16 protein-coding genes and 1 tRNA gene are annotated in these 21,621 nt (G+C 70.9%); 7 read left to right on the top strand and 10 right to left on the bottom strand.

The window, feature by feature from the left end:
* Positions 1-24 precede the first annotated feature (24 nt).
* The 8 genes from ACFP1Z_RS17990 to galU form a co-directional block, all read right to left on the bottom strand.
* On the bottom strand, positions 25-4,095 hold the full coding sequence (locus ACFP1Z_RS17990) for a ricin-type beta-trefoil lectin domain protein (RefSeq protein WP_390317419.1): 4,071 nt from the start codon (positions 4,093-4,095) through the stop codon (positions 25-27).
* 1,197 nt (positions 4,096-5,292) lie between these two features.
* A tRNA-Ala gene (locus ACFP1Z_RS17985) sits at positions 5,293-5,366 on the bottom strand.
* An 85-nt stretch (positions 5,367-5,451) separates the two neighbouring features.
* Complete coding sequence (sepX, locus tag ACFP1Z_RS17980) at positions 5,452-6,468, bottom strand: divisome protein SepX/GlpR (protein ID WP_390317418.1); 1,017 nt, start codon at positions 6,466-6,468, stop codon at positions 5,452-5,454.
* Between the two features lie 151 nt (positions 6,469-6,619).
* Complete coding sequence (locus ACFP1Z_RS17975; RefSeq protein WP_390317417.1) at positions 6,620-7,240, bottom strand: GNAT family N-acetyltransferase; 621 nt, start codon at positions 7,238-7,240, stop codon at positions 6,620-6,622.
* Complete coding sequence (locus ACFP1Z_RS17970; protein WP_390317416.1) at positions 7,237-7,764, bottom strand: MogA/MoaB family molybdenum cofactor biosynthesis protein; 528 nt, start codon at positions 7,762-7,764, stop codon at positions 7,237-7,239. Before ACFP1Z_RS17970 ends, ACFP1Z_RS17975 begins: the two co-directional genes overlap by 4 nt.
* Entirely contained in the window at positions 7,761-8,273 is a 513-nt protein-coding gene (moaC, locus tag ACFP1Z_RS17965; RefSeq protein ID WP_390317415.1) for a cyclic pyranopterin monophosphate synthase MoaC, read from the bottom strand. The genes ACFP1Z_RS17970 and moaC overlap by 4 nt, the downstream gene beginning before the upstream one ends.
* A 69-nt stretch (positions 8,274-8,342) precedes the next feature.
* Positions 8,343-9,653 carry a molybdotransferase-like divisome protein Glp gene (gene glp / locus ACFP1Z_RS17960; protein WP_390317414.1) on the bottom strand — a complete coding sequence of 437 codons (1,311 nt, stop codon included), beginning with the start codon at positions 9,651-9,653 and terminating at the stop codon, positions 8,343-8,345.
* Positions 9,650-10,558, bottom strand: a complete 909-nt coding sequence (gene galU / locus ACFP1Z_RS17955; protein ID WP_390317413.1) for a UTP--glucose-1-phosphate uridylyltransferase GalU — start codon at positions 10,556-10,558, stop codon at positions 9,650-9,652. Before galU ends, glp begins: the two co-directional genes overlap by 4 nt.
* A gap of 80 nt (positions 10,559-10,638) precedes the next feature.
* Here galU and ACFP1Z_RS17950 point away from each other — a divergent pair, with 80 nt between their 5' ends.
* A complete protein-coding gene (locus tag ACFP1Z_RS17950) occupies positions 10,639-11,232 on the top strand; it encodes a 5-formyltetrahydrofolate cyclo-ligase (protein ID WP_390317412.1) in 594 nt (197 codons plus the stop codon).
* A gap of 7 nt (positions 11,233-11,239) precedes the next feature.
* Here ACFP1Z_RS17950 and ACFP1Z_RS17945 read toward each other — a convergent pair whose 3' ends face one another.
* Positions 11,240-14,125 (bottom strand): penicillin acylase family protein, encoded by a 2,886-nt coding sequence (locus tag ACFP1Z_RS17945; protein WP_390317411.1) that lies wholly within the window; start codon positions 14,123-14,125, stop codon positions 11,240-11,242.
* A 271-nt stretch (positions 14,126-14,396) separates the two neighbouring features.
* On the opposite strand from ACFP1Z_RS17945, the gene ACFP1Z_RS17940 reads away from it, so the two are divergent.
* From ACFP1Z_RS17940 to ACFP1Z_RS17920, 5 genes are all read left to right on the top strand, one after another.
* Positions 14,397-15,896, top strand: a complete 1,500-nt coding sequence (locus ACFP1Z_RS17940; RefSeq protein ID WP_390317586.1) for a potassium/proton antiporter — start codon at positions 14,397-14,399, stop codon at positions 15,894-15,896.
* 335 nt (positions 15,897-16,231) lie between these two features.
* A complete protein-coding gene (locus tag ACFP1Z_RS17935; protein ID WP_390317409.1) occupies positions 16,232-17,509 on the top strand; it encodes an MFS transporter in 1,278 nt (425 codons plus the stop codon).
* A gap of 66 nt (positions 17,510-17,575) precedes the next feature.
* Entirely contained in the window at positions 17,576-17,911 is a 336-nt protein-coding gene (locus ACFP1Z_RS17930; RefSeq protein ID WP_390317407.1) for an FmdB family zinc ribbon protein, read from the top strand.
* 133 nt (positions 17,912-18,044) lie between these two features.
* Complete coding sequence (locus ACFP1Z_RS17925; protein ID WP_390317406.1) at positions 18,045-18,893, top strand: S-methyl-5'-thioadenosine phosphorylase; 849 nt, start codon at positions 18,045-18,047, stop codon at positions 18,891-18,893.
* Positions 18,894-19,512: 619 nt separating this feature from the next.
* Positions 19,513-19,959 carry an MscL family protein gene (locus ACFP1Z_RS17920; RefSeq protein ID WP_390317585.1) on the top strand — a complete coding sequence of 149 codons (447 nt, stop codon included), beginning with the start codon at positions 19,513-19,515 and terminating at the stop codon, positions 19,957-19,959.
* Between the two features lie 50 nt (positions 19,960-20,009).
* Here ACFP1Z_RS17920 and ACFP1Z_RS17915 read toward each other — a convergent pair whose 3' ends face one another.
* Positions 20,010-21,179: a low temperature requirement protein A gene (locus ACFP1Z_RS17915; RefSeq protein ID WP_390317405.1), complete on the bottom strand. Its 1,170-nt coding sequence runs from the start codon at positions 21,177-21,179 to the stop codon at positions 20,010-20,012.
* 124 nt (positions 21,180-21,303) lie between these two features.
* On the opposite strand from ACFP1Z_RS17915, the gene ACFP1Z_RS17910 reads away from it, so the two are divergent.
* Positions 21,304-21,612 carry a hypothetical protein gene (locus ACFP1Z_RS17910; RefSeq protein WP_390317404.1) on the top strand — a complete coding sequence of 103 codons (309 nt, stop codon included), beginning with the start codon at positions 21,304-21,306 and terminating at the stop codon, positions 21,610-21,612.
* The last annotated feature ends 9 nt before the right edge of the window (positions 21,613-21,621 follow it).

Raw genomic sequence — 21,621 nt, 5'->3', positions numbered from 1 at the left:
GGGGTTTTCGTTGCCCGGCTTATTTCACTCCTGCGGTACGTTGCACTCCCAGAAGCTGCACCAGAACCCTTGCGACCACTGCCCGCTGATCTCTTCAGAGCCGTCCGGGTGGACATATCGGTAGTGGGCCGTCATCGTGTACGACTTGGATCCCACGATGTCCTTGGGATAGTTGTAGAGGATTCCCCTGGCAGGATCGACGTCGGGGGAGAGCTTGCCGAGCGACGCGTCGAATTCTCCCTTCTGGTAAGCGTCCCCGGATCGCTCGACCACGATCTTCGCCCCCTCCGGAAGTCCCTGCCCGTTGCCCCAGCCGAAGGTGAAGTAGGTCCACGTTGCGTGAAATTCGAACTGCACGTCCGGCTTGGCGGGCAGGACCGACCGGTCTACGTAGGTGAACTGGTCTCCGGAGAAGATGTGGTTCGCCATTGGCTTCCCCGGTACCTGGAGGAACCCATGCACCTCGTCCTTCCCGGTGTTCGCCCCGACCTCCGGCCAGCGCTCCGTGTTCCGCTGCACAGAACCCGTCTCGCGGTCTTCCAGTTTGTCGTTGATGCACACCTGGTTGCTGTAGGCGCCGGAGAAGAACTGGAAGCAGTCCTCGACGCCCGGGATGGGACGGATCGCGTCGACGCGCTTGACACCCGACTTGGCGAACAAGCCCTTCAGTGTTGCCCAGTTGTCCTCGATACTGCGGGGCTCGTTGATGATCTTCCGGTCTGCCCCGAGGCGCGCGTACGTGTCTCCGGAGAACAGGTACAGCTCGCCCGGCCGCCCAGGCACCTTCATGCCGGCGGTGATCCTGCTGTCCCGTGACGTGGCGAACAGGGGGACAAGGCCCTCCCAGTGTTCGGTCGTCTTCTTGACCTCTCCGGGCGACAACTTCAGGTCGCCTCCGCCGGACGAGGCGGAAACGCCCAGAATATTGGCTCCGGAGAACAGGTAGTAGTTGTCCGGGTACTGCTGGTTGGGAACGACGCCGTCGATCTGCTTGGACGAGCCGGGTGCGGAGAGCAGCTTGCTGATCGCGTCGTTGCTGGTCTGCGGAGTCATGCTCCGTGCGGGAGCTTCGGCCTTCCAGGTCTGGCGCGCCGGGTTGCCGTCCTGCTCGGACCAGGTGGTGACGTATCCGTCCGGGCTCGCAGAGTCCAGGTACAGGCCGGTGGCAAGGTTTTTGATGCGTCCCTTGCCGTCGGGCTCCCAGCGCTGTTCGGGTGCGTTGCGGTGGGTGCAGGGGCTCACGGTGACCGGGTCACCGGCCTGCTTGCCCCCGGCCATGCACAGCCCGCCTTCGAGAGTGGTGATGCGGCCAGTGGTGCGGAAGAAGAACTCCTGCCGGGCGGGATCGTTGGCGTCCTTCGCGTGGGTCACCTTCTCGTTCTCGATGTCGAAGTGCAGATACGTCTTCGCACCGTCGGACGTGTTGGAGAGACGGAAGGGGCGTCCGAGCGGAAGGAATCCGGGGTCGGTGAGGCCGAAGTTCTCCAGGACGTCTTCGACTTCCTTCGCCGTGACACCGGCGGGAGGATTCTTCTTCAGATTCTCAAGAACCTCGGCCTTCATCTTCTGCGAGCTCTCGTAGCAGGGGTTGCTTCCGTCCGGCATACTGCGCCCGCACCAGATTCCGAGCTGGATGCTGTCGACGCGGTCGATGTAGGCCTGATTGAAGTCCTTGCCCTGCTTCTCGTTCCAGGCTGCGTTCATTCCGTCGGCGATCGACCTGGCCGCTGCCTGGCGCACGATGTCGGGTGTCTTGTCGGCGAGTGCGTCCACCGCGGCATCGGCGTCCTTGGACGCGTCGGTACGCGCCCAGTCACTGGTCCTGGAAGCGATGTGGGCGCCCCCGTCGCCGGCTGCCGTGGCGGCGTGGGCAGTCGCCTTGACCGAAGCCCGCTGGAGTTCGACGGCCTGGAGGAAACCGATCGCCATGGCGACGACCTGGTTCCCCCCTTCCTTGGACAGCCAGCCCTTTTCCGGGTCCTGAAGGTAGTTCATCAGGGAGTCGTGCCACTCTTTGTCCCGCTTCGCTACAGCGTTTGCGACCTCCTCGTAGCGGTGGAAGTCATCAGCGGTGAGCTGCGCGATGAGGTGGTAGGCCATGGCCACGGCGAACGCCGGGCCGCCGATTCCTTCCACACCCGCCATCTCCAGGAGACCGGCGAGCGAGGCGGCGGCATCGACGCCGAGTCCCGCGAAGTCCTTGTGCTCGATATCGGTCGCCAGGTTCAGAAGGTCGCCCACCCCGGGGACGATCGCCGCGACGGCAGCGGCCTTGTCCAGATCGGTGGAGTCGTGGGCGAACGCACCGTAGATGCCGGAGAGGTACAGGACTGCTCCACCGGCGCTCTTCACCCGCTCCCACGCGAGGTCTCCGGCCGGGTTCGCAAGTTTCCCTCGCGTCTCCTCATAGGGCACGTAGAAGGTGGCAGGGTCCTTCAGCGATGCCTCAATGTCCTTGGACAGCTTGATCTCGGAAACCTTGCCGGTGCCGGCGAGCTTCTTCTCCACCAACGCTTCGGCCTCGGCCCGTGCCTGACGGCGGATCCGCTCCCAGTCCACGGTCTCCAGACACGACGCGTGCCCCGACTTGGCGCACAGCTCCTTGGCGCGCTCCCGCGCCTGCCCCCGCCACTTCTCCCCCTCCTTGACCGCCTCCGCACGCGCACGCTCCCGGTCCGCGGCAGAGTCGGCCGAGGGCAGCTGCACCTTCGCGTCCGGGTGTTCCTTCAAGAACTGCTCGACCTCGTTGATCCGCTTCTTCGTCTCCTCCGTCACCTCCTCCGGTTGTCCGCCCAGGTCACAGGCCATGAAGCTCGTGCCCCGCGAGCAGGGCTGCAGCCTGACGCCCTCCGTCTCAAGAATCTTCTTGAGACGGACCGGCTTGTTCAGGTCGTCCTCCGTGAAGGCCAGGCCCTCCGGGAGCTTGACGACCTGCTGATCCGTCACTGCTGTGGGCTTTCCTTCGGCGTTCCGGAGCACCAGGTTCCAACGCAGGGCGAACTCGACGGGAAGTTTGTAGTGTTCCCGTACCGGAACGCCACGACTGTTCGCCAGGCTGGTCTCCGAGATGGGGAAGGTGGAATAGCGGGCCAACTGCACCTCCGCCAGCCTCTTCACCACATGGTCCGGCAGACCGCTCCTGGACAACGCGTCCTTGACAGCCTTTTCCGACCGCTCGAAGTGACTCAGCCCGAGCGCGGGCTCGCCGTCCTTGGGATGGCCGATGTACTTTACGCTGCCCCCACCCAGCGTCGATATCTCTTCGGCGCTGGTTTTCGACTCATTCTTCCATCTGTTTCCCTCGGGATCCTTGTATTCCACGGGCACGGGGATCGTGCCGTGCTCCCTGGCAGCATCGGCGCCCTGCAGGCCGTGAGCGACATGGACCAGCTCGTGCCCCAGGATCAGAGACTCGTCCATGGCGACGAGCCTGCCGTCCGGCTGGTGGCTGATGAGCACGACAGGGTCGTCCTGCACCATGACCATGCCCTCACTGCCAATTCCGTTGGAATGGCGCTCAGGATCGAAGGTCCGCACATAGGGAGATTCCGGGGACGAGAGCTCACGAAACTTCTCCTGCTCCGCAGGGGAAAGCCCTTCGTAAACATCCAGGACGTCACGCGTCCATTCCTTCGGATCCTGGGGGAATCCTCGGTGGATGATGGTGTTGATGTCCGCGTGTCCCGTTGCCGGCGACCTCTCCCCCATCACCACGTCCAGCGGGCTCATACCGCTGATGCCCTCCAGAAGGACTTTCCCTTCCGAGTCGCCGGCGAGTTTCCCGAGGTTGCCCTCGATCCGCTTGACGAACGCCTCCGCCTTCTCCCGTCCGTTGACTTCGTGGTCGTAAGGAATCATCTGCCCTGTGCTGTACCTGTCCAGAGCGACGACGATGCTTGAGACCACCTTCGAGTCGGGTATGGGAATGCGCACTGCTCTGAGTGTCTTCCCTCCCAGCCCCTTGACCTCGATGACCTCGTGGCCCGCGATCGTCTCGGCCACGGCTTGAGGGCTGCGGGCGAGCGCCCCCGGCCAGCCCGCGACGACAGACCGGGCTGCCGGCTGCGGTGCAGCCAGTGCCGCGGGGGCGGCCATGCCCACTACCGTGGCTGTTGCGAGCACGCCGGCCAGCGCAACTCGCCTCGACCTCTTGAATATTGGTCGCATCTATCTCTTTCGAACTGCCACCTGGCCCGGTGGACGCCGTCCCCCGACGGCATCCACCGGGCGGCGGTGATCATGTGGGGTGCAAGGCCGAGTCGAGAGCGGGTGAGCCGCCATGGGCCCGGGCACCGCCTCGGCGCGGGGGCGTGAACGCGCGGGCGCCGGTCGCATCGACCAGCGCCCGCACCGCACCCACCGCCCGTCATCACCAGGCCAAGCGTTGCTAAAGGCAATCTAAACACGGGCGACTTGATGCCGCATAAATTCCATCGGCAACCGGGGAGGGACGTGTCAACCTCTGCTGCACTCAAGACACTTGGGCCGGCTCAGCGGTTGTGGCTGCGACGGTTGACCGGCAATCTCTCGCCAGCCATTCCAACTGCCGTACGGATGTTGACGGTTTTGAGCACTGGGCCGCCGACGGCATCCGTGCTCGAAGTCCACGGACGGTCCAGTACTGTCCGCGTGTTGCCGAAGCCCGGGCCACTCGTGGACGGTAACGAGATCGGCCTGAGCGGTTGTTGCCGTTTCCCTGAGGAGGACGGGGTGGCCTGACGAAGCGTCCGCCGGGTGCGGCCTCGGCCCGCTGCGGCGGATGAGGCCGGCACCGCCAGGCCCGTCCGGCCACAGCCGCACATCGGTGAAGGCGGCCAGCCGGGCATCCAAGGCATCACCCTCTCCGGAGCCCTCCTCGCCGACGTCTCCCTCGCCTGCCCTGCCATGCCGGCCCGCTTCGCGCACGCGACCACGGGCCTGGACGACGACTCCGTACGCGCCATGGACGACCAGCTCGCCGAGCTCATCGCCCAGCGCGAACCGTTCGTTCTCAAACTCAAGCAAGCGGCCGATGCACGCGGCACCATCGGCTCCGGTGCCCCGCCGCCTTCCCACCGGTCTGCCGGAAAGCGACCCTCACCCTCAACGGACGCGCCGCCCAGACTGTCCTCGTCGCGGCGATCTCGGCCACGACAGCCTCGTCATGACGACCGCACCCGCCAACACCCCCAGAGCCACCGAGTTCGCACACCGCCTCGGACAAGCCCCGGAAACGCGAAGATCCCGCCCGATCAACAGATCGGACGGGATCCCGTCAACTCTCCCTGAGCGAACTCAAGAACAGCCGCGTTGTGGACCTGAGGGGATTTGAACCCCTGACCCCCTCGATGCGAACGAGGTGCGCTACCGGACTGCGCCACAGGCCCTTGCAACGAGTGAAACTCTAGCACTTCCTTCCGGGTGCTCAAAAATCCGCTCGCGCTGGTCAGCGGCCGCGGACGCCGTCGGCGGTCACTCGTTGGCCGCGCGCGGGCGGCCGTCCTCCGCGTACTGGTCGAAGAGCGGGGTGCGGCCGCGCTCGCGGGGGCGGCGGCGTCGGCCGGCCGCACGCCGCTCCTGCTCGGGGCGGCCCTGCTCCGGGGCGGGCTCGGCGCTGCTGGAGCGGGCCGAGCTCCAGGTGGTGTCGGGGCCGACGGGGTCGGCGCCGTCGCCGCCGCGCGGGGCGACCGGGGCGGTGACATAGGTCGGCAGCGGCACGGGCACGGGCTCCCAGCTCTCGCCGCCGCGCGAGCGCTGCGCGTCGACCCACTCGGCGTGGTCGGTGAGCTCGACGAGGGCGCGGCGCCCCGCGGCCGGGTCCGGGGCGGCGGGCGCGGGGTGGGGGGCGGTATCGGCCGCCGCCGCGTCCCGGTCCGCCGGGCGGGCGCGTCCGGCGCGCCCCTCGCGCAGCCGCTGCGCGGCCAGTTCGGCACGGCGCTGGTCCATGGTGAAGGCGAACCGCCGCCGCTCCTGGCTGCGCAGGTACACGATGTACGCGCTGAGCAGGACCGCCGGGGCCGCGGGCGCCCACAGGAAGCCCAGCCCGAAGACCCCCGCGATCACCGCGCCGAGGGTGAAGGCGAGGAAGAGCATCACGGTGGTGCGCCGCCGTCGCGCGAGCACCTTGGAGCGCCGGGCGCGCTCGGCGGACGAGAGCGCCGGGGGCGCGTGCGGGGCGGGCGGGGCGGCGGAGGGCGCGCCGGAGGGCCGGACGGCGACCGGTTCGGTCGGCGCGTCCGGCTCGGGGCCACGGGCGCCGGGCCCGGCCGGCCCGTCGGCGGGTGGCGCGTCGTCGGCGACGCGCCCTTCGAGGTCCTTGGCGTAACGGCGCTCCATGCCCGCCCGTCCGGACAGCAGCCGGATGGCGGTGCTGAAGCGTTCCGTCGGACGGGCTTCGTTGAGCTCGTCCTGCCTACGGAGCCACATCGGCACCAAGTAGGCGGCCCAGGCCCCGACGATGACTGCGTAGATGAGGCCGCTGCTGCTCACACTGCACACGGTAGAGGGGCGCACGCGAGGGATTCCGCCAATTGGCCCGGTGTGTCGCACAATCCGGCTGATAACTCGAACTTTTTTTGTGATTGTCGAGATCGAGAGCGCTCGAATGGCGTCATCGAGGGACGTTTTTCGAACGCCTATTTCATTTGTGAGGGGCGCCGGGACACTGCCGGTGCCAGCGCTCCAGCAGCCCCTCCCCGAGCTCCTCGACGGTCAGCGCGTACACGAGGTGATCGCGCCACGCGCCGTCGATGTGCAGATAGCGCGGGCGCAGTCCCTCCTCGCGGAAGCCGAGCTTCTCCACGACCCGGCGGCTGGGCGCGTTCTCCGGGCGGATGCACACCTCGACCCGGTGCAGCCCGAGCGCGCGGAAGCAGTGGTCGACGGAGAGGGCCACGGCGGTGGGCATCACGCCCCGGCCCGCGACGGCCGCGTCCACCCAGTAGCCGATGTGGGCCGAGCACATCGACCCCCAGGTGATCCCGGCCACGGTCAGCTGCCCGGCGAGCCGCCCCCGGTAGTCGATGACGAAGGGCAGCATGCGGCCCGCGTGCGCCTCGGCGCGCAGATGGCGGACCATCTGCCGGTAGGTGGGGCGCCGCGCGGGCGGCACCCCGGGCGGGGGCGGCGGGATGGTGGCCTCCCAGGGCCGCAGCCAGTCGCGGTTGCGCGCGTTGACCTCGCGCCAGGCGCCCTGGTCGCGCAGCCTGATCGGCCGCAGGACGACGTCGCCGTCCCGCAGCCGGACCGGCCGGCCGCTCAACGCGGGGTCCGGGGGCTGTCCTGGGCGGGGGCCGGATGGTCGCCGCCGCGCAGCTGGTCCACGGCGTGCACGAGCAGCCGGCCCAGGACCGCCAGGCCGTCACGGACCCCGCCGGTGGAGCCGGGCAGGTTCACGACCAGGGTGCGTCCGGCCACCCCCGCCAGCCCCCGGGAGAGGGCGGCGGTGGGCACCTTGGCCATGCCCTCGGCGCGGATCGCCTCGGCGATGCCGGGGACCTCGTGGTCCAGGACGCGGCGGGTGGCCTCCGGGGTGCGGTCGGTGGGCGTCAGCCCCGTGCCGCCGGTGGTCAGCACCACGTCGTACGCGGCCGCGACCGCCTCCCGCAGCGCCTGCTCGACGGGGTCGCCGTCGGGGACGACCCGGGGGCCGTCCACGGCGAAACCGAGCTCTTCAAGGCCCGCGGCCAGCAGGGGGCCGCCCCGGTCCGGGTAGACGCCCGCGGCGGCCCTGGTGGAGGCGGTGACGACGAGCGCGCGGTACGGGCGCGCGGCCCCGGAGCTCACACGCCCTCGCTCTCGGGGCGCTGCCAGTGGCCGGACTTGCCGCCGGTCTTCTCCTCCACCCGCACATCCGTGATCACAGCACCCTTGTCGACCGCCTTGACCATGTCGACGACGGTCAGCGCGGCGACGCTCACGGCGGTCAGCGCCTCCATCTCCACGCCCGTGCGGTCGGTGGTACGCACCGTCGCGGTGATCTCCACGGCGTCGTCGGCGACCTCCAGATCCACCTTCACCCCGGTGACGGCCAGCGGGTGGCACAGCGGGATCAGTTCGGGGGTGCGCTTGGCGCCCATGATGCCCGCGATCCGGGCGGTGGCCAGGGCGTCGCCCTTGGGCACGCCCTCGCCGCGCAGCAGCTCCACCACGCGGGGCGCGACGAGGACCCGGCCGCGGGCGCGGGCGGTGCGCGCGGTGACGTCCTTGGCGGAGACGTCGACCATGCGGGCCGCGCCCGCGTCGTCGAGGTGGGTGAGTCCGGGCTGCGTGCGGTGCTCCTCGGCGCTGCTCATCGTTCTCCTGGTCCGGTCCTGATGGTGGGCAGCACGGTACCGGGCGGCGCGCGGGGTACGGCGGCGCGGTCAGCCGAGACGGATCACGTCGACCTCGGCGCCGGCCGGGAGGGCGGTGGTCTCCTCGGGCACGACGACGAGGGCGTCGGCGTCGGCGAGGGCCTTGACGAGATGGGAGCCGGCGCCGCCGACGACGCCGACGGTGCCGTCCTCGTAGCGGGCGCGCAGGAACTGGCGGCGGCCCTTGGGCGAGGAGGCGACCGGAGCGTCGAGCACCGCCCGTACCGGGGCGCGGTCGAGGGGGTCGAGCCCCATCAGGGCGCGGATCGCGGGCCGTACGAACAGCTCGAAGGAGACGTACGCGCTGACCGGGTTGCCCGGCAGTGCCAGCAGCGGGACGCGGTCGAGGCCGAGGCGGCCGAAGCCCTGCGGCTTGCCGGGCTGCATGGCCAGGCGGCGGAAGTCGACGCTGCCCTCCTCGCCGGAGAACCCGGAGAGGACCTCCTTGACCACGTCGTAGGCGCCGACGCTGACGCCGCCGCTGGTGACGAGGAGGTCGGCGCGCACCAGCTGGTCCTCCAGGGTGGCGCGCAGGGTCGCGGGGTCGTCGTCGACGGCGCCGACGCGGTAGGCGAGGGCGCCCGCGTCGCGGGCGCAGGCGGTCAGTACGAAGCTGTTGGAGTCGTGGATCTGTCCGGGCGCCAACTCCTCGCCGGGCGGGACGAGTTCGCTGCCGGTCGACAGGACGACGACGCGCGGGCGGGGCCGTACGACCGCGGTGGCCCGGCCGATCGCCGCGAGCAGCCCGATCTGGGGCGGGCCCAGGACCGTACCGGCGGCCAGGGCCAGTGCCCCGGCGCCCACGTCGCTGCCGCGGGCCCGCACGTGCGCCCCGGCGGTGACGGGGCGGTGCACCCGCACCTCGCCGCCGCCGCCCTCGGGGGCCGCGGCGCGGGCGGTCATGGCGGTGGCGGGGCCCCGGCCGCTGCCGCCGTCGGTCCACTCGACGGGGACCACGGCCTGGGCGCCGGGCGGCAGGGGGGCGCCGGTCATGATGCGGGCGGCCTGCCCGGGGCCGACCTCGACGCGCTGCCCGCTGCCGGCGGCGATGTCGCCGACGACGGTCAGGACGGCGGGGAACTCCTCGCTCGCGCCCTCGACGTCCGCCGTGCGGACCGCGTAGCCGTCCATGGAACTGTTGTCGAAGGGCGGCAGCGCGGCGGGGACGGTGACGTCCTCGGTGAGCACACAGCCCTGGGCGTCCAGGAGGCCGATCTCGATGGGGTCGAGCGGGCGGAGCGCGTCCAGGACGTCGGCGAGGTGCTCCTCCACCGACCAGAGCCGGCCGGGGGCGGGGGGAGCGTCGGGCGTACTGCTCACAGGGGCTGCATCTCCTCGGTGACAAAGCGGCGGAGCCAGGCACGGAAGTCCGGTCCCAGATCCTCGCGTTCGCACGCCAGTCTGACAATGGCGCGCAGATAGTCACCGCGGTCACCGGTGTCGTAGCGGCGGCCCTTGAAGACCACGCCGTGCACCGGGCCGCCGAGGCCGGGCTCGGCGGCCAGCGCCTGCAGGGCGTCGGTGAGCTGGATCTCGCCGCCCCGGCCGGGCGGGGTCTCGCGCAGCACGTCGAAGACGGCCGGGTCGAGGACGTAGCGGCCGATGACGGCGTAGTTGCTGGGGGCGTCGGCGGGCTCGGGTTTCTCCACCAGGCCGGTCACCTGGACGACGTCGGGGGTCTCGGTGGGCTTGACCGCCGCGCAGCCGTACAGGCCGATCTGCTCGTGGTCGACCTCCATGAGCGCGATCACGCTGCCGCCGTGCCGGCGCTGGATGTCGACCATGCGGGGCAGCAGCGGGTCACGGGCGTCGATCAGGTCGTCGCCGAGGAGGACGGCGAAGGGCTCGTCGCCGACGTGCGGGGCCGCGCACAGCACGGCGTGGCCCAGGCCCCTGGGGTCGCCCTGGCGCACGTAGTGCATGGTCGCGAGGTCGCTGGACTCCTGGACGCGGGCGAGCCGGGAGTCGTCGCCCTTGCGGCGCAGGGCCTCCTCCAGCTCGTAGTTGCGATCGAAGTGGTCCTCCAGGGGACGCTTGTTGCGACCTGTGATCATGAGGACGTCCGAGAGGCCGGCGGTCACGGCCTCCTCCACCACGTACTGGATCGCCGGCTTGTCGACAACCGGCAGCATCTCCTTGGGGGTGGCCTTGGTGGCCGGGAGGAAGCGGGTGCCGAGACCGGCGGCGGGGATGACAGCCTTGCTGATCCGACGCGTATGAGTCATGGGCCGAACACTATCCGTTGCTATTGGGCGGAAGACGAGGCTCCACCGAGTATGACCCGAGACAGGGAGTATGTACGACCGTGATCAAGTCCGAGGGCGGGAAAGCGGAGTTGCGGCGCGCGCTGCTGGCCGCACGGGCCGCGATGAGCGGCCGGGAACGGACGGCGGCGGGTGCCGCGCTCACCGAGCGGGCACAGGAACTGCCGGAGCTGACCGGGGCGGACACGGTGGCCGCCTATGTCTCGGTGGGGCACGAGCCGCCCACGCGCGCGCTGCTGGACGCGCTGCGCGAGCGGGGCGTACGGGTCCTGCTGCCGGTGCTGCTCGCCGACAACGATCTCGACTGGGGTGAGTACCGAGGTACCGGACATCTGGTGAGGGCGGACCGGGGACTGCTGGAGCCGGACGGACCGCGGCTGGGCCCGGACGCGGTGACGGCGGCGGACGCCGTCCTGCTGCCGGGGCTCGCCGTGGACGGGCGCGGCATGCGGCTGGGACGCGGCGGCGGCAGCTACGACCGCGTCCTGGCCCGCCTGGAGCGCGCGGGGGCCACGCCCGCCCTCGTCGTGCTCCTCTACGACGACGAGGTGGTCGCGCGGGTCCCGGAGGAACCGCACGACCACCCCGTGCACGCGGTGGCCACCCCTGGCGGGGTGCGCCGCTTCGGCGGCTGAGCGCCCGCTACGGCTTGAGCGTCAGCTCGTCGCCGCCCGCCTTCTTTATGGCCTGCGGGCTGTAGGACCACGGCAGCAGCTCGCCCTTGGCCCACTTGTCGGTCTGGTCGTAGTAGTGGGCGTTGTAGGCGTGGCCGGAGGCTCCGGTGAGGTTGATCCAGCGGGACTTGTCGAAGTCGTCGAAGTTGACGACCATCCGCATCGACGGCACCCACAGCACCTCGTAGCCGCCCGCCGCGTTCCAGCCCGCCGCGTTGACCGCGGCCTCGCCGCCGGCGAGGTTCCACGGGCCCCGGTTGAGCAGCCACTGCACGAAGCCGGGGCCCTCCTTGCCGAGGGTCTGGTTCTTCAGGTTCAGCTGGTGCAGCCGGCCCCAGCTCCAGGAGTTGACGTCCTTGCCGAGCTTGGAGGTCAGCTCCCAGCGCGCGTCCTTCATGGCGCGCTCCAGCAGCTCGTCACGGTTGCGGGTGCCGGGGTTGGTGCCGGTGCGGTTGCCGTTGGTCTTCCACCAGTCGTCCTCGGGCTTGTCGAGGATGTTGCGCACCACCTCGAACCAGCGGTCGCCGCCGTTGGGCTGCGCCGTGTCCGGATCGCGCTCACCGCACTCCACGACGAGCCGGGCCCGGCCGTCGAGGTCCTCGCGCGGGCCCGCGTCGTTGGCCGGACGCACCTGGAGGCACTGGCCCTTGACCCGCAGCTCCTTGGGCAGCTTGTTGCCGAACGCCAGCTTGAGGACGTTGCGCCAGACCGCGTTGAAGTACGCGGCCGCCGCGGAGTCGGCGTCCTGGTTGTAGTCCCAGCCCTGCAGCAGCTTCTGCGCCTCGCGGACGTACGTGGTCTCGCGATCGTTGGCGCCCTTGACATCGATCTTGAGCAGGTAGGGCGTCAGCAGCTTCGCGATCTCGCTGCTGTTGTCCATCTGCATCTTGACCATGTCCTCGGTCGAGATCTTCCCGCCGTCCTTGATCTTCGACTGGATGAGCTCGTTGATGCGCTGGCTGCGCGCCCCGTAGTCCCAGTCGGAAGTGAGGTTGAAGGGGTACTTCTTGTCCGTGACGGCCTGGTTGGCGGTGACGATGTAGCCGCGCTTGGGGTTGTAGTCCCAGGGCAGTTCGCCCTGCGGGATGCTGCCGGTCCACTGGTAGGCGGAGTCCCAGCCGGGCGCCGGGTAGCGGCCGTCGCCCTTGCCGCGGACGGGGATACGGCCGGGCGCCTGGTAGCCGATGTTGCCCTCGGTGTCGGCGTAGACCAGGTTCTGCGAGGGGACCTCGAAGTCGGCGGCCGCCGCGCGGAACTCCTTCCAGTTCTTCGCCCGGTCCAGCTCCAGCAGGGCGTCCATGCTCTTGCCGGGATCCAGGGCGGTCCAGCGCAGGGCGACGGCGTAGCCCTCGCCGCGGTCGGGCGCGGGGTCCTGTACGGGCGCGTCCTGGCCGACCTTGCCGAGCTCGTCGTTGCGGTCGGAGACCAGGGGGCCGGAGTTGGTGGAGCGCACCGTCAGGGTGCGGTCCTCGCCGCCCGCGACCTTGATGATCTCCTTGCGGGTGGTGAAGGGCAGTTGCTTGCCGTCGTAGAGGTAGGTGTCGGCGGTGACCTTCTCCAGGTACAGGTCGGCGACGTCGGCGCCGAGGTTGGTCATGCCCCAGCCGATGTTCTGGTTGTGGCCGATGACCACGCCGGGCATGCCGGCGAAGCTGAAGCCGGCCACGTCGTACCGGCAGGCGTCGCTGACCTTCGTGCAGTGCAGGCCCATCTGGTACCAGACGGAGGGCATCTGCGGGGCGAGGTGCGGGTCGTTGGCGAGCAGGGGCTTGCCGGTGGTCGTGTACTGGCCGGAGACGACCCAGGAGTTGGAGCCGATACCGCTGCCGGAGGGGCCGAGCAGTGCGGGGATCTTGTCCAGGGTGCTCGCGAGCGAGGACAGTCCGGTGCGCAGGCCGTTGCCGGCTCCCGCGCCGCCGCCGGTGGCCGTGTTGCCGCCCATGCCCGGGGTGCCGGCGCCGCCCGTACTGCTGCCGGACGAACCGGACCCGCCTGCCGGGCCGGAGGAACCGCGCGCGCCGGACTGGCTGCCCGCGCTGCCGGGCTGGCTCGCGGGCGGGGTGGTCTTGGTGGGGTCGAACTCCTTGGCCGCCTGGTCGACGGCACCGCCCTCGACGATCGGCTTGTTGCGCTCGTACGGGTAGGAGGGGTAGAGCTGCTCGATCTGCTGCGGGGTCAGCCGGGCCGAGGCGAGCGAGCGGTCGATCTCGTCCTGGAGGTTGCCGCGCAGGTCCCAGGCCATGGCCTTGAGCCAGGCCACCGAGTCGACCGGGGTCCACGGCTCGGGCTTGTAGTCGTTCTCCAGCTCCAGGGCCGCGTACTCGACGGACAGCGACTTGCCCTGATGGTCCTTGAGGTAGGCGTTGACGCCGTCCGTGAACGACTGCAGCGTCTTCTTGGTGTCCGCGGAGAGCTTGGTGTCGTACTCCTCCTGCGCGACCTTGCGCCAGCCCATGGTGCGTACGAAGGCGTCGGTCTCCACCTGGTCGGCGCCGAACATCTCCGAGAGCCGGCCCGCCGTCAGATGCCGGCGCACGTCCATCTCCCAGAACCGGTCCTGCGCCTGCACATAGCCCTGGGCGCGGAAGAGGTCGTCCTCGGTGTCCGCGTAGATCTGCGGGATGCCGTTGCCGTCGCGCACGACCTTCACCGGCGCCGACAGGCCCTTGAGCTGCAGCGTGCCGCTGGTCTCCGGGAAGGAGGCACGCACCGTGCTCACGCTCCAGTACGCGCCGAAGGCGACGCCCGCCACGAGCAGCAGCGCGAGGGTGAGGACGAGCAGGCGGGCGCGTCGGCCTTTCTTCTTCTTGCCGGGCTTCTTCTCACCGGAAGGGCCGGTCGTGTTGGCGGGCATCGCTGTCCTTCGAGGGGCAGGGTGGTCCTGGAGTGCTGTAGCAACCATAGGCGCAGGGCCGCCGGGGCCCGGACGCGGAGTCGTCCCGCCCTGCCGCCGCTCGCTCCCCCGCAGCGTGACTTCGGTCGCTGTCGAGCCCGGAAGGCGTTAAGAACCCGTAAAATGTTAGATGAGGAAACGAACTTCTTGTCGAGAGAAGAGTCGATCGAAGGAACGTTTCGCCCTCCTCCTGACCATCCGTCCGTGGCAAGACTCGTGAAGGGACCGGCCCCTGACTGTCCACCACCTCAACGAACTGCTGCTGGTCAGCTCCCTCGTACTGCTCGTCGCCGTGGCGGCGGTACGGGTGTCCTCCCGCAGCGGACTGCCCAGCCTGCTCATCTACCTCGGCATCGGCGTCGCCATAGGACAGGACGGCATAGGCGTCCAGTTCAACGACGTGGGCCTGACCCAGGTCATCGGCTACGCCGCCCTCGTCGTGATCCTCGCCGAAGGCGGTCTCGGCACGAAGTGGCACGAGATCAAGCCCGCGCTCCCCTCGGCCGCCGTGCTCTCCACCGTCGGCGTCGCCCTCAGCGTCGGCGTCACCGCCTCCGCCGCGCACTACCTCGCGGGCATGGAGTGGCGCCAGGCCCTCATCATCGGCGCGGTGGTCTCCTCCACGGACGCAGCCGCCGTCTTCTCCGTACTGCGCAACGTCCCGCTGCCCGCCCGGCTCACCGGTGTCCTGGAGGCCGAGTCCGGCTTCAACGACGCCCCCGTCGTCATCCTCGTCGTCGCCTTCTCCGCGGCCGGACCCGTCGACCACTGGTACCTGCTCGTCGGCAAGATCGCCCTGGAGCTCGCGATCGGCGCGGCCGTCGGACTGGCCATCGGCCTCGCGGGCGCCTACGGGCTGCGCCGCGTGGCCCTGCCGGCCTCCGGCCTCTACCCCATCGCCGTCATGGCCATAGCGACCGTCGCCTACGCGGGCGGCGCGCTCGCGCACGGCTCGGGCTTCCTCGCCGTGTATCTCGCCGCGCTGATCCTCGGCAACGCCAAGCTGCCGCACTGGCCGGCCACCCGCGGCTTCGCCGAGGGGCTCGGCTGGATCGCGCAGATCGGCATGTTCGTCCTGCTCGGTCTGCTGGTCACCCCGCACGAGCTGGGACAGGACATCCTGCCCGCGCTCGTAGTGGGACTCGTGCTGACCGTGGTCGCGCGCCCGCTGTCGGTGTTCCTGAGCACCGCCCCGTTCCGTACGCCCTGGCAGGAGAAGGCGCTGCTGTCGTGGGCCGGACTGCGCGGGGCCGTGCCCATCGTGCTGGCCACCATCCCCATGGTGGCCGGGGTCGCCGACAGCCGCCGCGTCTTCAACATCGTCTTCGTGCTGGTGATCGTCTACACCCTGGTGCAGGGGCCGACCCTGCCCTGGCTCGCGCGCCGGCTCGACCTCGGCGAGAGCGAGCCCGAGGACCTGGGCATCGAGTCCGCGCCGCTGGAGCGGCTGCGCGGGCACCTGCTGTCGGTGGGCGTCCCCGAGGGCTCGAAGCTGCACGGCGTGGAGATCGGCGAGCTGCGGCTGCCCGAGGGCGCCGGGGTCACCCTGGTCGTCCGCGAGGGCAAGAGCTTCGTCCCGGTGCCCACGACCGTGCTGCGGCACGGCGACGAGCTGCTCGTGGTGGCCACGGACCCGGTGCGGGACGCGGCCGAGAACCGGCTGCGGGCGGTCAGCGAGGGCGGCAAGCTCGCGGGGTGGCTGGGAAGCCCGGGTACGCTGAGGGCGAAGTAATCTGTTGACAGCCGTGTGCCCGGAGCTATCTTCGGGAGGACGCCTTCGGCCCTGCCGGCCGGGGTCCCCGGGGACTGCCCCGGGCGCACGCGGCGTCGTCAGAAGACAGCGTTCAGGACCGGTCCGCAGGACCGGCCCGCACGAACGATTCAACAGACCGAACCAACTCTGCCTGATGCAGGGCTGGCGCGACCGCACGGCGGCCGCGGCCGCGAGACGGCCGCACGGTATCTACCACGGTCCTTGCGCGAGAGGACAGCTCTCGGCGCACTCCGTGCGGTGCGGTACGCCTTCCGTACGGGGTGTCGCTACCAGGCGGCGGAAAGGCCCAGGCCGTGGCGACCACGGTCCACGACCCCGCCGGGGCACGCCCCGGATATCTGCAACTGCTGCGCACCCGTGGTGCCTGGACGTTCCTGCTGCCGGGCTTCCTGGCCCGGCAGCCCTTCGCGATGCTCACCATCGGCATCCTGCTGCTGGTCGAGCACACCAGCGGCTCGTACGGCACGGCGGGCGCCGTCTCGGCGACCGCGGGTGTCTCGATGGCGCTGTTCGCCCCGCAGGCCGGCAAGCTCGCCGACCGCTTCGGGCAGGGCGCCGTGCTCATGCCCGGTGTCCTCGTGCACGCCGCGGCGATCGCCCTGCTGACCACGCTCGCGCTGTCGGGCGCCCCGCTGTGGGCGGTCTTCGCGGCGGCGGTGCCCGCGGGCGCCTCCACGCCGCAGATCGGCCCGATGGTGCGGGCCCGCTGGGCGTCGAAGCTGGCGGGCACACCGCTGATGTCGACGGCGGCGGCCTTCGAGTCGGTCACCGACGAGTTCACCTTCGTGATCGGCCCGGTCCTGGCGACCGCGCTGTGCTCGGGCGTCCACCCGGCAGCGGGCCTGGTCGCGGAGGCGGTGCTGACCCTGGTCGGCGGGCTGCTGTTCGCCTCCCAGAAGCGCACCCAGCCCGAGCCCTCCCGCAGCGCGGCGGGCGGCCGCGCGCAGAGCGCCTCGGCGCTGTCGGTGCCGGGCGTGCGGGTGCTGGCCATCGCGTTCCTGGGCATCGGCTCGGTCTTCGGCGGCATGCAGGTGTCGATGACGGCCTTCACCAAGGAGATCGGCGACCCGGGCCTGAACGGCCTGATGTACGGGGCCTTCGCGGCGGGCAACATGATCGCGGGCATCGTGTGCGGCGCCGTCGCCTGGCGCAGCACCCCGCAGCGCCGGCTACTGCTGGCCTACCCGCTGCTGACGCTGGCCACCGCCCCGCTGTGGACGGCCTCCGCGCTGCCGGTCCTGGGCGGCCTGGGCCTGCTCGTCGGCCTGTGCATCGCCCCGGCCCTGATAACCGGCTACACCCTCGTCGACTCCCTCGTCCCGGCGACCGCCCGCACCGAGGCGTTCACGTGGCTGACGGGCGCGGTGGGCCTGGGCCAGGCGGCGGGCTCCACGGTGGGCGGCCAGCTGATCGACGCGCACAGCGCGAGCACCGGTTTCCTGGTGCCGCTGGGCGGTACGGCCGCGGCGCTGCTGGTCCTGCTGGCCCTGCGCAAGGCGCTCACGCCGAGGGACGCGGAGACGGCGGCCGCCAGTGGGGTCGGTCACCGCGAGCCGCTTCCGGTGGACTGACGGGCCGGAATACTGCACTATGGAGCGTCGTTAGCACTCATTCAGTGAGAGTGCCAGGAGGAGCAAGTGCCGACGTATCAGTACCAGTGCACCGAGTGCGGCGAGGGCCTTGAGGCGGTGCAGAAGTTCACCGACGACGCGCTGACGGTGTGCCCCAGCTGTGACGGACGCCTGAAGAAGGTGTTCTCCGCCGTCGGCATCGTCTTCAAGGGCTCCGGCTTCTACCGGAACGACAGCCGCGGCGCGTCGTCCAGCAGCAGCCCGGCGAAGACGTCCTCCAGCACGAAGAGCTCCGACTCGTCGTCGGCCTCGTCCTCTTCGTCGAGCTCGTCGTCCTCGTCCTCGTCTTCGTCTTCGTCGAGCTCCTCGTCCTCTTCGTCGACGTCCTCGTCGGCCGCCTGAGGACGTCCTCACCGGCGCGCATCGCTCGCGAGAGCCCGCCGTCTCCCGTTCACGTTCGGGAGGCGGCGGGCTCTTCGTATGCGGGCGCCCTCGTCCGCGGCCGCGCGGGACGCCCCGCGGCTAGGGTGAGTTCATGGTCGACATCGGTACCGCGCAGGCGGACATAGGCGTGATCGGCGGGTCGGGGTTCTACTCCTTCCTGAAGGACGTGACCGAAGTCACGGTGCGGACCCCCTACGGGCCGCCGAGCGACGCGCTCTTCCTCGGCGAACTGGCCGGCCGCAGGGTCGCCTTCCTCCCCCGGCACGGGCGCGGCCACCATCTGCCGCCGCACCGCGTCAACTACCGGGCCAATCTGTGGGCGCTGCGCTCCGTGGGCGTACGGCAGGTGCTGGGGCCGTGCGCGGTGGGCGGGCTGCGGCAGGAGTACGGGCCGGGGACGCTGCTCGTACCGGACCAGCTCGTGGACCGGACGAAGACGCGGGTCCAGACCTTCTTCGACGGGGAGCCGCTGCCGGACGGCGTGGTGCCGAACGTGGTGCACACCACGTTCGCGGACCCGTACTGCCCGGTCGGGCGGGAGGCCGTGGTGACCGCCGCGCGCGGGCGCGGCTGGGAGCCCGTGGACGGCGGGACGATGGTCGTGATCGAGGGCCCGCGCTTCTCGACGCGCGCCGAGTCGCGGTGGCACGCGGCGCAGGGCTGGTCGGTGGTCGGCATGACCGGGCACCCCGAGGCCGTACTGGCCCGTGAACTGGGGCTCTGCTACACGTCGGCCGCACTGGTCACGGACCTGGACGCGGGGGCCGGGACGGGCGAGGGCGTCTCGCACCAGGAGGTGCTGCGGGTCTTCGGCGAGAACGTGGGGCGGCTGCGGGAGGTCCTCCTCGACGTGGTGGGGAAGCTGCCGGCGGCCCATGAGCGGGACTGCCTGTGCGCGCGGGTGCACGACGGGTGGGAGCTCGGCATCGAACTGCCCTGACGCGAACTGTCTTGGGGCCCGGGTTGGGGCTTTTGCCGTGGTTCGGGGCTGGTCGGCTCTCACTTCCGGGTGACGGGGATTTCCCCAACTCCCCGGTCGTCCACAGGGCTCTGCGGGATTCGGCGATTGCCGGGATCGTGGGGGGTGTCGGTTCGGTCGGCGCTCGTCACGTCAGGCGGTGGTGGTCATGTCCCCTTTCTCAACAGGTCTCCCGGCAGGTTGCGCGGCGGAGTTCTCGCGCTCGGGCTCCTCGTTCCCGCCGTACTGTCCTCCCCCGCGCCGCGAAGTGCCGCACTTCGCCCCGGTGCGGGCCGGGCGGGGCGGGCCCCGGTGGCCGGGGCCACGCCGGGGGCGCGTGGTGGCAGCGGGGGTCGCGGCGGCGGGGGCGGTGATCCTGTGCGTGCCCGTACTGCCCCGGCTCCCCTTCGGATGATCGTCCGGCTGATCACGGCGGCGGCCCGGGGGAAGCTGTCAGAATCTCTCGCGGGGTGCGTACGCGGCCTTCGTCGCGTACGGCCCGAAAACAGACTGTTCGGTGCGGAGAGAGACGGAGAGTGGCCCACCGGTGAGCGAGAGCGAGAACAAGACAGGCGTCCTCGCGGGCTTCAAGGCGTTCCTGATGCGGGGCAACGTGATAGACCTCGCGGTCGCCGTGGTCATCGGAGCGGCCTTCACCAATATCGTGAACTCCGTGGTCAAGGGCGTGATCAACCCGGTCGTCGGGGCGTTCGGCACCAAGAACCTGGACGCGTACGCGTCCTGTCTGAAGGGGCCGTGCGAGACGAACGCGGCGGGCGAGGTGACCAAGGGCATCTACATCCAGTGGGGTCTGGTGCTCGGCGCGACGCTCACCTTCGTGGCGACGGCCGCGGTCGTCTACTTCATGATGCTGGTGCCGATGAAGCGCTGGCAGGACCGCCAGGCCGCGAAGACCCCGGCAGCGCCGGTGGGTTCGTCCCCGGCGGAGGCGACGGAGATCGAGCTGCTGAAGGAGATCCGCGACGCGCTGGTGGAGCAGGGCGGGCGCGGCGGTACGGGCCGGGAGACGGCGCCGGCGGGGAAGTAGCGGCACGGCGGGGCGACGCGGGCCGCGGCGACGCGAGGCACGGCGGCGGGTCAGGCCGCGGCCTCTCGGGACGCCGCGCGGGCGGTCAGCGTGACGCCCACCGCGATCGTGACCGCTGCCACCAGGCCGGCCAGCAGGACGGCCTGGTGGCCCGCGAAGGTGCAGGCCAGGACCAGGAGCGAGGAGACGGGCAGCACCGACTGCTGCAAGAACCCGCGTTTCTGGTGACGGGAGTGGATCAGCCACACCGTGAGCATGAACAGGGCGGCCGGTACCGTCACGGCCGCGGAGGCCGCGAAGGTGGCGATGTGCGCCTTGCCCGCGGCCTCCTCGATGGCGACCTCGATCCCGGCGCCGATGGCCGCGGCCGAGCCGAAGACGAGGTAGTGCCCGTAGCCCCACAGGAACGCCTGCCGGTTGGAGGCGAGGTGCAGGTGGATCGGCACGGCGAAGTAGATCCAGTACGCGGCGAAGATGAGCAGCAGCCCGCCGCCGGCGATGGGCAGCAGAAGGCCGAGCGCCCCGTGCTCGTCCACCGCCGACTGCACGGCGACGGTGGCGGCCGAGACCGTCTCGCCGAGCACGATGATGGTGAACAGCCCGTACCGCTCGGCGATGTGGTGCGGATGCCAGCCCGTCTGCTGCCGGTGCTCGGCGAAGACGGGGACGGACATCTCGCACACGGCCATCACGAGGAACACCCACGGCTTGGCGTGGGACGGCAGCAACAGCAGGCCCAGCCAGCCGACTTGGCACAGGGCGACCCCGCCGGCGTAGCGCAGCGCCGTGCGCCGCTCCTCGCCCTCGGCGGAGAGCGCGGCCCGCAGCCACTGCGCCACCATGGCCAGCCGCATCACGAGGTAGCCGAACCAGACGACGGTGAAGTCGCCCCGGTCGAAGGCGCGCGGCACCCCGGCCGCCAGGACGAGCACCCCGGCCATCTGGACCAGGGTCACCACGCGGTAGGGCACGTCGTCGGTGTCGTAGGCGGAGGAGAACCAGCTGAAGTTCATCCACGCCCACCACACGGCGAAGAACATCATCAGGTAGCCGGGGATGCCGTGCCCCGGGTGTCCCTCGGCGAGCGCGTGCACCAGCTGGCGTCCCGCCTGTGCGACGGCGACGACGAAGCACAGGTCGAAGAACAGCTCCAGCGGGGTCGCGGCTCGGTGTGCCTCGCCCCGGCCGCGCGCGTGCATCCGGCGCAGCACGTTGCTCATGTGGCGATTGTCGGCGCTGCCGCCGCCCGCCGCTCGTGGAAGGGGTGCGGCGGGCGCAGGGGGCGGGCGCGGTGCCCGGGACCGTGCGGCGCCGCGCCCGGCACCGGCGCCGTACCCTGGCTGCATGAGCACCACCCCCCAGTCCGGGCCCGAACCGACGGGCACCGAGGCGCCCGGAGCACGGCCCACCGAGCCGGAGAGCGCCGACGCGCCCGGGACGCGCCCCGGCGAGCCCGGCAGTGGGCAGCGGCCTGCCCCGGCGGCGAGCGCCCGGCCGAAGCGCCGCCCGGCCGCCTCCCTGATCTTCGACGATCCGCTGGACCGGCAGTCCTCGGACGACACCGACCGGGGCTGGGGCGAGCGGCCGAGGGGCGGCGACGGCACGGCCGACCTGGCCCGCTTCCTCGACGAGAAGCCGCCGCACCACCTCTGAGCACGCCCG

The organism is Streptomyces gamaensis (assembly GCF_042656465.1).
In the GTDB taxonomy this organism is placed as follows: Bacteria; Actinomycetota; Actinomycetes; order Streptomycetales; family Streptomycetaceae; genus Streptomyces; species Streptomyces gamaensis.
This window is presented reverse-complemented; position numbering and strand designations above follow the sequence as displayed.